This window comes from Aquella oligotrophica, from assembly GCF_002892535.1.
Lineage (GTDB): Bacteria > Pseudomonadota > Gammaproteobacteria > Burkholderiales > UBA11063 > Aquella > Aquella oligotrophica.
On sequence record NZ_CP024847.1, the window covers coordinates 1,313,753 to 1,325,853 of the forward strand.

Annotated in this window: 8 protein-coding genes; 7 read left to right on the plus strand and 1 reads right to left on the minus strand. The window is 36.3% G+C overall.

Annotated elements, in window-relative coordinates:
* Nucleotides 1–39: 39 nt before the first annotated feature.
* Complete coding sequence (locus tag CUN60_RS06045; RefSeq protein WP_102951170.1) at nucleotides 40–2,631, minus strand: Lcl C-terminal domain-containing protein; 2,592 nt, start codon at nucleotides 2,629–2,631, stop codon at nucleotides 40–42.
* A gap of 288 nt (nucleotides 2,632–2,919) precedes the next feature.
* Between CUN60_RS06045 and CUN60_RS06050 the strand changes: the two genes are divergently transcribed.
* From CUN60_RS06050 to CUN60_RS06080, 7 genes are all read left to right on the plus strand, one after another.
* Entirely contained in the window at nucleotides 2,920–3,741 is an 822-nt protein-coding gene (locus CUN60_RS06050; protein ID WP_102951171.1) for a hypothetical protein, read from the plus strand.
* A 132-nt stretch (nucleotides 3,742–3,873) separates the two neighbouring features.
* Entirely contained in the window at nucleotides 3,874–6,027 is a 2,154-nt protein-coding gene (locus CUN60_RS06055) for a hypothetical protein (RefSeq protein WP_158649311.1), read from the plus strand.
* An 83-nt stretch (nucleotides 6,028–6,110) separates the two neighbouring features.
* The gene (locus tag CUN60_RS06060) at nucleotides 6,111–6,374 is read left to right on the plus strand and encodes a hypothetical protein (RefSeq protein ID WP_102951173.1); all 264 of its coding nucleotides are present in this window, start codon (nucleotides 6,111–6,113) and stop codon (nucleotides 6,372–6,374) included.
* A 441-nt stretch (nucleotides 6,375–6,815) separates the two neighbouring features.
* Nucleotides 6,816–9,083 carry an Ig-like domain-containing domain gene (locus CUN60_RS06065; protein WP_102951174.1) on the plus strand — a complete coding sequence of 756 codons (2,268 nt, stop codon included), beginning with the start codon at nucleotides 6,816–6,818 and terminating at the stop codon, nucleotides 9,081–9,083.
* Nucleotides 9,084–9,104: 21 nt separating this feature from the next.
* Complete coding sequence (locus CUN60_RS06070; protein WP_102951175.1) at nucleotides 9,105–9,722, plus strand: aquaporin; 618 nt, start codon at nucleotides 9,105–9,107, stop codon at nucleotides 9,720–9,722.
* A 131-nt stretch (nucleotides 9,723–9,853) separates the two neighbouring features.
* Nucleotides 9,854–10,969 (plus strand): hypothetical protein, encoded by a 1,116-nt coding sequence (locus tag CUN60_RS06075; protein ID WP_102951176.1) that lies wholly within the window; start codon nucleotides 9,854–9,856, stop codon nucleotides 10,967–10,969.
* Between the two features lie 205 nt (nucleotides 10,970–11,174).
* Complete coding sequence (locus CUN60_RS06080) at nucleotides 11,175–11,933, plus strand: PAS domain-containing protein (protein ID WP_102951177.1); 759 nt, start codon at nucleotides 11,175–11,177, stop codon at nucleotides 11,931–11,933.
* Nucleotides 11,934–12,101: the final 168 nt, after the last annotated feature.

The window sequence follows — 12,101 nt, forward strand, 5'->3', positions numbered from 1 at the left end:
ATGTGTGATTTATGGACATTGCACACAAATAAAATTTAGCTACTGCCCGCCACGTACAGCTAAAACATTCCAATTACTACTACTAGGTATGCTAAACTGTCTGGGCGACCCAGTACCTAACCCTACCGCATAAGCACCTGAACTACCTGTCGTAGATGTCCAAGAACCATTGCTTGCTGGAGTAGTACCGCTGTTTCCGCTTCCAGTAAATCCCTGTGTTGCAAGCCATAAAGAAGTATTGGATCCGGCTGCACCATAATTTAGCAAGCTAAATACTTCATTAATATTTGGCAAGCGCCAATCAGTATAACCACATAGCTGATACCCGGTAGCATTGCTATTAGTATTCATTTGGATTATTTTATACTGGGCAGAACCAGCAAGCGCACTGCTATCCCACGTGCCAGTACCTAATATATTAAAATTTTTTGGCCACATCAATCCGCTAAGATTATCAATCATACAATTACCACTGACATCTACCATGAATCTTGTAGTCGGCCATTCTTTACCGATGCCAGCCATTAAGCTGTCTCCAGGCATATCTTTAGCTACCTTGGTGACATTACCACGCACTAGCCAAGCATTATTCGTGCCAGTTCTAGGCACTCCTGGAGTATATGTGCTGCTGTGTAGAAAAACAAGCCAAGCTAAGTTATTATTAACTGAATTAACAGCAGTGGCTGACCAATAACCAGTACCGTTTGGAGCGCCACTATCATTGCCAGTAAATCCTTGGGTTGCAAGCCATGCAGCGGTGTCATTGTCTGCTGCTGAGTAATTAAATAGGCTTAATAATTCTTTTTCAGTGGGTAATCTCCAGTCCGTATAACCACACTTCCCACCTCCTGCGTTAAAATTTATTGCTGCTGCTTGCGCACTACCAACTGCTGCGGTATCACTCCATGTGCAGGCTCTATTGGGGCAAACTTCATTGGCATTAGTTAGCCATTCAACACCAGTCAGATTATCTTTTTTGGAGTCGGTGCAGGTGCCACCACCATTTTGGCTACCGTCAACAAAGCGTGGATTAACTGAACCACCACTACCGTAGGTAATTCCAGTCCCAGCTGTTATTGTATCACCTGGCATTACTGCCTGAAGGTACACATACGGTGTAGTTATACTATAATCTATCTGATTATTATTTACTCCGTATATCGTATCAATATTGCTTGCTACCAGACTGATACTAGTATCTGAAGGTATGAATGGATCATGGTCAATCAAGCCAACTGTGCTATTCTCAAATCCAGTGTACCATGGAATTACTGTGAAATTACAGCTAGTCGTGAGCCCACCAACGGTTAGTGTACATGGACTTGGATCCGATATTACTGTTCCAGTTACTGAGTTTGCCAGTGTAGCGGTTACCGTTGAGATAGCTCCTATTGCAGTACCGCTTATTTGGGCAGTAAATGTAATTGGAACTGTCCCCATTACATTTGCTGGAGTATTTCCATTTATATTACTAATTGTAACTCCATAACTTGGCGTTGGTACAGGTGTCGGAGATGGAGCTGGCGTTGGGGATGGTCCGGTTGGGTTAATATTTTGATCCACTACACCGGAAGTGCTTGTCTGGTTTTGTCCATTGTCATATGTTACAGTTATCTTCCCAGTAGTTGGTGGGACGGTTTTATTTTTAAGTTTGAATGTTGCGATAGTCGTCTTTTTAGCGGCTAAAGCAGACGGAGTAAATAGGATTTCAAAATTATCATTACTTGATGCTATTTGCTCAAGTTGTAGCGAAGTATCACCGATGTTAACTATGGTTATGATCTGATCTGGGTTACTTTCTGTTAAATAAATCGCTGTTGGTAATAATTCAGCTATACCGAGATTTTCTTTTGTAGCTAGTGTTGTACTTGTTGTGGCTGTTGACTCTATAGTTGTATTACCATTAATAAATTGCTGAGTTTGTACTCTGATTGCCTGAGTGATATTACTGACCAATGGCACTGGAAGTAATATATTAAAAGTAGAACCTTGTTTATTGCTAATGTCACCGATTAATATTTGATTGGGTAGTTCTACACCATTCTCATTTACGAGAACTATTTTGTTAAAGTTACCCGCATTGGCTGATGCTACTAATCCACTAACCAATATATATGGCGTACCCGTAATTACTGTCTGATAGTAGCTTAAGGTTATTCCATCTGCTCCATTCAGGCTATTATACGCTGCTTGCTCCACTCCTATGGTTGGAGAAAGAATATTAGATTCACTTATTTTATTTATCAGGCTGTCATTATTAATGATATTAAACCTTAGGCTTCCTGCCATTGCTTCATCTGAAATGGTTAGCTTTATATTACATTGGCTATGAGCGGCGACCGAAGCACAATTTTTTGCACTGGTGCTTTCTATACTAGCGCCATTCCCACCACCAATTAAATTACCTAAAGAGTACTCCAGCTGGTTGTGGTTTACTGTAGTTGAGTTATTAATTACTACATAAGCTGAGCCTATCTCACCTGGCTTACTATAGATTGTTTTGGGAGCAATTACCGCTAACGAATTAATATTTCCATCATTGGAGCTACTACCGATATTAGTGTTGCATGCAGCTAAAATAACGGTGCCCAGTAACGAGATACTCATATCTTTTATAAAATATTTTTTCATTATTGATTACCTAACATCACCTTGCTTGATTATAAAAATTGTAACAATTACAGCAAAAAAAGTAAAGGTATATTTTTGCTCACGTAATTATATTGATAGCTTTTATGCCATGTTAAGTGTGTTTTTGTGCACCCTTGATGATGCTTGGATCTACTTATTTGGTAGAGTTAAACCAATATTCATACCCTGAATAAAAATCTACTTTCTAAAAAAAAGCCTAATAATTATAATTCGACTCACGCCTGATATCAGGTGTCATTGGTTTTCTATTTTTGTTAAAAGTGAGATATGAATAATTATAACCTTGTTTTACCAGAGGAGTACTCTTCTGCCCACCTTGACTTTATTGAATCCGTATCGCAATCAATGCAACTACTTTCTTCCCAGCTACACCTGATTTTTAGTGCCAAGGATATTCAGTCTAGGCATATTATTTCGACAGATACCTATGCTCACATAGTTGGGGTTAATTCTGTGAGTGAGGTAATTGGCAAACTGGATGCTGAATTCCCGAGCTATATTAATAGTCGACTTCCAAATGAATTTGTAGCTCAGGATCAAATTTTGCTTAAGTCGATGGATGTCAATAAAACGATTGAAACAATAAACACTACCCATTATGGTGATGGACTAAAAAGTAGGCGGTGCAAAAAAAGTTTATTGCATCATAAAGAGACAAACTCTATTTTAGGTATTGTTCTTACCCTACAGGAAATTGATCTGCTTGATGCCTTAAACATTCTGCCGCAATATTCTTTTAATTCTGGAATCTGGGGAATTTGTCAGACAAATAATAGTTTGGCTACTTCGTTGATTGATAATAAATTGGAGCTACTAAATGAATACGAACGCGAAATTTGCTTTCTAATTATTCATCAATGGACGCCTAATCAGATTGCGGTATTTATGAATACATTTAGACCAGTAGATAAACCACGTACTGCTGATACGATTATAAAAAAGAGGAACTATATTTGCCAGAAGCTTGGGTTAAGGTTAAATAGTAGCTATGCCTTATCAGAGTATTTAATGGCTACAAATCTGAGATTCCAGATTCCAGAATCATTTTATTCTAAAAATATTGGATCTAGAGCTTTCAGATTCAGTTAGGTATAGATTGCTGCCAGGGTATAGTCCAAAAATTAGGACTTGTTTGAAAATTTATAAATTGTCATAATTCTTCTCGCTAGCAATAAATTTAATCTTGTTAATATTTTTGTATAATTTAGGAAGGTTCTAATAATGAAAAGGAAACATCTTTTACTAGTCTTAATGGGGCTATCTACTTTTTTAACTGCTTGTAATTCCGGAGGCGGAACAAATTCAACAGCTACTAGTTTAGACACTAAAGCTGTTACTCCAGTGGCTGAAAGTAGTCCACCTACTTCAGGTACGCAAACATCTGCCCTTAAAGTAGCACCTATAAATGCTAATGTTATCTATTTAAGTGCTGCAGATGATCTTCATAAAACTGGACTGAAAGGTGGGGCTAGTAGTATGACTGGCTTACACTCAAATCTTTCAACTAAAATGCTGTCTAGTGAATCCTCTATCCAAAATACAGTAGGCTGGGTTTCTTCGACAAACTCACTAGCACCACAATCTTGTTGGAATTATACTTTTTACCTCTCCACTAGCAGTTCGCAGGCTAGTGGCTCGGCTTCGTTATCAGCAAGTCAGTTGCTTACTCAATCTGGACTAACCTATTCGACAAAAGAAGCGGTAAGTGTTATTGATAGCCTAGGTGATAGTGCTTCTGCTTCATATAGTATGTCGAGTTTATTTGGTAAAGAGAATCAAGGTTTGACTCTTGGTGTTGACTCCTCTTTGTATGTAATGGGAAATGTACAGGTAACTGGGCTTAATTCTATTGGGCAAAACCTGCTACAAAATCAGCCAAATCAGTTCTATACCCAGTGTGGAGATAAGGTAGTACAATCCTTGCCCTTGACGCTTGGTATTAAATATATGCAAACATATAGTTTTGAATCAGAAGGATATAATGTAGCAACTAGTGCCATGCTAAGTACACATCAATCAAGTGGTTCTGCTTTTGAACAAACTGCTGTTGATTTAAGTACTTCATTGTATTTCTCGATGGGGCAAACTTGGATGGCTGGAAGTATAACCAATAATACTATTGTAAATGGAAATCTGATTGAGGCTGATGTATTAACCAATGCTGCACCTTATTTATCTTCATGTATTGAGAGTGTCGGTAATACTGCATTAGCTAGTTGTTCAACTGGAGTTTCAATGCTTGCCCAAGCTGCCCAGCAATCATATAATGCAGCAGTAGGTGCAGTAAATGAGAATAATTGGCAGGCATGGTTTAATTTAGATTATGGACGTTTTGCCAATAAAGCAACTTTTATTTCTACTGATAATGAATTAAAGATTATTGCACCCAATGCCGCAAATATCCTAAATTATTCAAAGTTTGGTACTTATCAAAATGCCATTATCAGAAATGTAAATGTTCTACGCGATTTAGCTACTGCAAATGATTATTTTCATATCATTGGTAGTGGATTAAGTCATTTACCACAAGATTTTATTGCTGGTTTGACTCCATATGCCGCTAATCCAGGCTTATTATCACAGAATTATAGTGGTGCGGTGGTTGCTCCTTTAAATGCTTTATCAGATAAAGTAAATAAGTGTATAAACGCAACTAATGACGCAGACATTGATACTCAGTGTTCACAGCTGGATGAGCATGAAACAGTTACTCATATTTTTGATGCATATTATAATTTGACAACGCCAATTACCAATCTTAAATCAGCTCTTAACCTAACATTACGAGCATTTGTATATAAAGATATAGTAAAAACCACCTCAAAATATGTTCCTAGTGAAATTGGTTCTTTTATTGTTTATTTGCCAGCAAATATTGATGCAAATAATAACCTCTCACCTTATACGCTAGTCACGATTCCACGTACCTTGGGAACAGGTACAAACCCAGTTTATGCTGCCGCTTATCAACTTAGATCACCTAATCCAAATCAGATATTTTGGGATGATTTAAGCTCCATGACTGATGATAGAAATAGTGCTGCATTATACAGTCAGGCTAGTTCGGGTGCTCTTGGAGAGTTATATGGGTACAATGAAACATTGATTCCTACGCAATGGCGTTGGTTATCTGCTATTTCAGATAGTGTAACTGCTGCTGGTGTAGGTACTCAAAATTGTAGTCCTTTTGGTGTAGCTAGTAGTGGTTGCATGTATACTGTAAATACCTATTTTGACCCAGCAGTACTTGCCAATAATACACCATTAACTTTAATCCAGCAAAAAATAACTGATACTTATGATCCGGCACTAGAAGCGTCTGGAAACTTAATTTATAGTAGTAATGAATTTGCCACATTATATCCGTGGGAATAAATTTCATTCCGTATATTTGATTAGTAGTTTAGACAGTCGAATTGAAGTATTTAGTTTAAATAAATTTTATTTTAGGAATTAATATGAAAAGGTTATTATTAGCTTTTGTTACCGTTTTTGCTTGTATAAATGTTTATGCATGGGGATCAGATGTAACTTATAAAGATATGCCAAATTCAATGAGTATAGTGAACCCATTTCCTCCGGAAGCGATAGTAGTTAATCCTTCAGGTCCATCTCAGGATCCGAATAGCTATAATAAATTTACTCCAACTGGACGTAACAATACCGGGATCTTGCAAATGGTTGGTATGATGTTTATCTATTTAGGTCACCACACACATTAAGTAAAGTATGTACGTATCAAGTTAATGACTGGAATTCTGGCGCAGCAGGCAGTCAGACTCATCATTATTGTATTCACGCTTCTGGAGCATGCCAGATCTGGGCTCCTAATACAGCCGGAAGTTTTCAATTATTTCTTCGCGATTTTGCCGGGCAGAATATTCAATCATCTGCAGGAAACTGTAGTGGAGGGCACTAATAATAGGTTATTTAGAAATAAAGAGCCACGCGATTATCTTGTGGCTTTTTCTTTTAAAAATTTCTCAAGCTGATTGAGGTGTGTTTTTATGTAGGGTAAACAAAAGGCGAGATTTAGAGGTAGCATACAGAAGTTAAAATGTGAAACTTTAGGCTTAGCTAATGATACCAAGCTGATTATTATGGTTTTATTTAAGACTAAGTACAATAAATCTTTATATATTTAATGAGGCTCTGTTTGTTGAATGAAAAGAAAATTATTAATTCCTTTTTTAGTTGGATTATTATCATTTTTTGTTGTTAGTTGTAGCGGAACAACGACATCTACTGCCACATGTGAGTCATGTATGGTAAATCAAGCTACAGTTAGTTTAGATAGTTCTAGTGGCGGTGTAAGTAATGGAGAAACAGATGTCTCACTAACGCCTTTAGTCGTATTGAAGTATTCGCAGCCAATGAATCCACAAACAGTATCTTCTAATACTGTGTGGTTATCAACTTCTGCTTCATTTGAAAGCATGGATCATCAGGGAGACATAGCGATAAGTGACATTATTGCAAATACAGGCTATACAGAGTTTTCTTTCAGCACTGAATCTGCGTTACTACCCAATACCACTTATTATATAACCGTTACCGATGATAATAAAACAGTAAATGGTTTTTCGGTTAGTGGACAGTTTAGTTTTACCACTGGTGATTTTACTAAACCGACTGTCGGACTTATCGCGCCAACAAATGGTAGCAATGTAGTTGGATTAAATCCAAATATACAATTAAGGTTTAGTGAGTCGGTAGAGAATGTGAATCATCAAACTATTCTTATACATAAAGATAGTTTAGATGGTACTGTCATACCCATTAGCACAATAATTGCAGGGGAAAATAACACTTATATCTTTAGCATGACAGATTCTTTAGCTCCTGATTCTACTTACTATATAGTTTTAACTGATCAAATTACCGATTTGGCTGGAAATCATTTAAAAGAAACCAGTTTTTATTTCACTACTCTGCAAGCAGATAGCGGCACAAAACCTGAAGTGAGTTTGCTTAGTCCAAGTAACAATGCCACTGAAGTTACTACCACTCCTAACATTGAAATAAAGTTTAGTGAGGCTATAGTTAATGTAGATTCTAGTACGGTAACTCTTCATTCTGGTAGCATTGATGGTCCGCTAGTGCAAATTGGATCAATTGTTGCTGGTGCTGATAACACCTATCTTTTTAATCCCCAAGCTACATTACTTGACAATACGACCTATTACATAGTCTTAAGTAATGGAATAACCAATTCTAAAGGAAACTCACTAAATCCGACTAGTTTTGTATTTACAACAGGCGATTATACTGCTCCTGATGTTACTATACTTGAACCTTTAGATAATGCAACTGATGTTGAATTAGCCCCTACAATTAAAATTAAATTTAGCGAAGCGGTACAAAACATTAATTCTTCAACAATTACATTACGGCGTGGTAGTCCTGATGAAGATATCGTAGCCATCAGTCAGATTACAGATGAGGGGAATAATACCTATAGTTTTACACCAACCACCCCATTGTCTCCGAATATTAATTATTATGTAGTGCTAAATAATCAAATTACGGATAATTTTGGTAATAATCTACCTCCTACTAATTTTCGCTTTACAACTATAAATATTTTAGGTGCTGCGTATATTGTTAGTCGTGATAATAATGAAATTACCCTTTGTGATATTTATCCTGATAATAGCCTCAATAATTGCCATGCTACAGCCGCTATTAATAGTCCAAGTAGTCAAGCTTTCTTTAATGCAGATAAATCTGCTGTATATATTCTGGCAGCAGGAGGGAATCCAGAACTGGATCGTTGTGATATTAATGCAGACAAGAGCTTAGGTAATTGTAACAGTATTGGAAGTGTACCTGCTGGAACCAGCATTATGACAGTGAATTCCACTGCAACGATGGTATATTTAGGCAGTGTTTCACCTAGTTCAGTTATTTACGCCTGCCCGATAGTTAATAATTTATTAGGTATGTGTAATTCGGTATCGGCTGCTAACTTTATTTTCCCATTAGCTATTACTCTTGATAATACGGCAACAACTGCCTACGTTTCAACATGGGGTAGTGGCTTTGGGGATGGGAAAGTTCAGGCATGTCCAGTGCAGGGAGATGGTTCATTTGGAGTCTGTATTGCAGCAGTCAGTGCTACAGAGCCAAGTAGTGTAGTTTTTAATTCCGCAGGTGATCGAGCATATATTGGACAGTATGCTGGTAGTAATTTGAATATGTGCCAGGTTTCTGGAGATAGTACTTTTAATAGTTGCAATACTATTGGTAGTGGTTTTATGTCTGCTACAAGTCTAGCCTTTACAATGGGAGACGGAATAGCATATGTAACTGATCGTAGTGCTAATAGAGTATCCATGTGTGAGGTTGAAATTGATGGCACTTTCAGTAATTGTACTTATACGGTGACTGGAATTACTCAGCCATTTTGGATTACACTTAATTATTATTAATTTTAAATTTTGGAGGATCTAATGAGTAAATTAATTATTCGTCAATTAATTGCTGAATTTACAGGCACTTTTATTTTGGCTAGTGTTATATTAAATTCAATGAGTGGACCCGCATTTCCTATCGCAACTCCTGTCATTGCTGGGCTAACACTTACACTTCTAGTTTATCTTTTGGGTGGTATTTCTGGGTGTCAGATTAATCCAGCTATAACGTTTGGTTTGATGGTAACTAGGAAAACACCATTTAAAACTGCCAGTTGCTACATTTTGGTACAAGTAGCAGCAGGAGTTACAGCATTTTTGTTTGTAAGTGCTTATGGAAGCGATGGATTGCAAAATATTAACCTAGATTATACCTTGTCTTCTTCTATTGGTGAAATCGTTGGCATGGCTTTTTTTGGATTTGGGGTTGCTTCAGTTTTAAATTCAGGTATTAGTCGAGAATTAAGTGGCATTAGTGTTGGAATGTCTTTATTTATTGGAATAATAATTGCACATCATTATTCTATGGGAGTACTAAATCCTGCAGTTGCTATAGCTGGACACATATGGAGTATCTTCTATTTGTTATTCCCATTGATTGGGTCAACAATAGGAATGCTAGTGAGTAATACTATTTTTCAGTTAGAGAGAGAATAGTTGATAATAATGGCAAAATTTAATTGTCAGAATAGCTGATTTGATGTACCAACTATTAAAGGTCTATTTTTTGTTTAGGAATAGTGTTTGAATCTACAAAATCATAATTTGTTTAAAAGGAATTTATACGTATGAATAGAAAACATATTACAAAATTGAAAGTGGCTGGGATAATGTTAGCGCTAGCTCCTATGCTAGCTACAGCTGGAGGATATAGCTGGTATCGGAATATTTACAATACTAGTGATACTTCTTTTGGTTTATGGGTGGAGAATAGTTATCAGGGGAATTACTACGTTACCTGTAACGGTATTACTTATAAAAACCCCTCTATGCTAACAATAGCTCCAGGGCAAACTTGTAAGACAAAATCCACTACAACAGATACAAGACACTCAACTTATATTGCCTTTATTGGGCGGCAAGATACAGTATGGCATAAATACAATTTGAAAGGTACCTTTGCTGGTAGTGACCCTACTGCATATGGGTTTAATTGTCAATATGATCTGTACACAAAGACAAAACCTGTTATTGATGCCGGAGGCATGGCATTAAATGGATACCCGAAGGGTACCCAACCGATTGGTAGTTCTTCCGATTACAACTGCGATGGTTTAAAACTCTTTAGTGGTGCTACTCACGTAGGTTATGCTGGTGGTGATATTTGGTTTCATAGCAATGAACCGCTTATAGGAGGTGAACTTATATGGCCTATAGAAGCTAGTAAAGCTGCTATTGTTTACAACTATGCACCTTATAAAATTTCAATTGATGGTTTTGTAAGTAAGGGAGGTATTAAGCTCACATATAGTAATTCTTCCGCCATATTTGAAAGTGAAGAAATTGAGATTATTCCTGATGGTAGCAGTATTGAGTTAAATCATGATTCAAAGGAATTTCAGATTGATCCAGCAAAGCTAGATATAAAAGGCAATTTAATACCTGGGGTGGTAAGTGTTGACTATAAGAAAGATAATATAGATAATACACTTCTTGGGGGGTATCACGTTTATAATGAAGAAACACATAAACTAATAGATCTTGATGTAAAAAATTTCTCAATATATGATATTTCAACAGGAGGAGGGAAATTTGATTACTGGATTCATTCTCCAGATGGGGTGGCACATAAAATGAGGGTTTTACTGAATGTTGCACCTTATGAAAAAGGCAGCATTGCAGACGCTCCTGGCAGTATAGTAGTTTGTCCTGTCGGCTATGAAGGTATTGAAGCATGTAAATAAGCATTGTTAAGATAATTGGAATTTGGACGATTTAACAACTATCAAATTCCAATAAACTATTATGCATATTGTTCCATTGCTGGACTTGGCACATACATGGCAGTATTTTATTTATACTTTATATAGGTATGATACAATAAATACTGTCTAGGTTTTCTTTGCCAAATTTATTGGTACGGAATCCTATTTTATAAAAAGTGCCATTATGAAACTGAGTAGTGATCAAGAGTTTTTAAATAATCTAATCAAATACGTAGATGTTCTTGTTAATACTTTTAATGACAATAATCTTGTTGCAATTAAAGATATGAATTTAAATTACGTATATGTTTCTGAGAGATTTGCTAAAGATGTATTTGGTTCAAATCCAGACAGCATTATTGACAAATCAGATTTGGATTTAAAGTTTCCTCAATTAGAAGCTTTTTGTAAAGCTTCACATGATGAAGATCTTCGGGTTTTATCAAGCCCTGATCAGGTTACTTTTTTAAAAATTTATGCTTTTTCAAGCGGGCTTAAACCTGTTATTTTCAATAAAGCACCATTAATTAATAAGGATACCGGTGCAAGTGTTGGTCTCGCAATTCGTGCATTCCATTTGAAAGCAATGAATTTAACTCAGAAAATTATTCATGCCTTTCATATTCGTTTGGGAGTACCCAGACATAAAGTTAAATTAACTCCTCCACCTCGTTTATCCCCACGGGAACAACAAGTCACATTTTTGTTTTTAGCTAATTTTGCTAGTGCTGACATTGCAAATATTATTAATCAAATTGAGGGAAAAAATATTTCCAAAAGCTATATTGATAAGGTCTTTGCAGAGCAACTGTATGTAAAATTCAATGTTAATGACCGTAAAAGCCTCTATGATAAAATGGTTGCATATGGTTTTAGCGATTCACCACCACCAAGATTACTAAGCAACTGTTCGATTGAAATTACTAATCTAATGGATATCTAATTACATAATAGTTTTGTCCCTTATTCATATATCACACGATTAACTGAGTGTAATTTATATTATTAGTTAGTTCTAAGATTAAGACATGCCTGAACAAATACACACTGCTTAATTTTATCATTGCTGACATATAATCTCCACCTGTAAAGTTTCCAAACTATCTCAGAA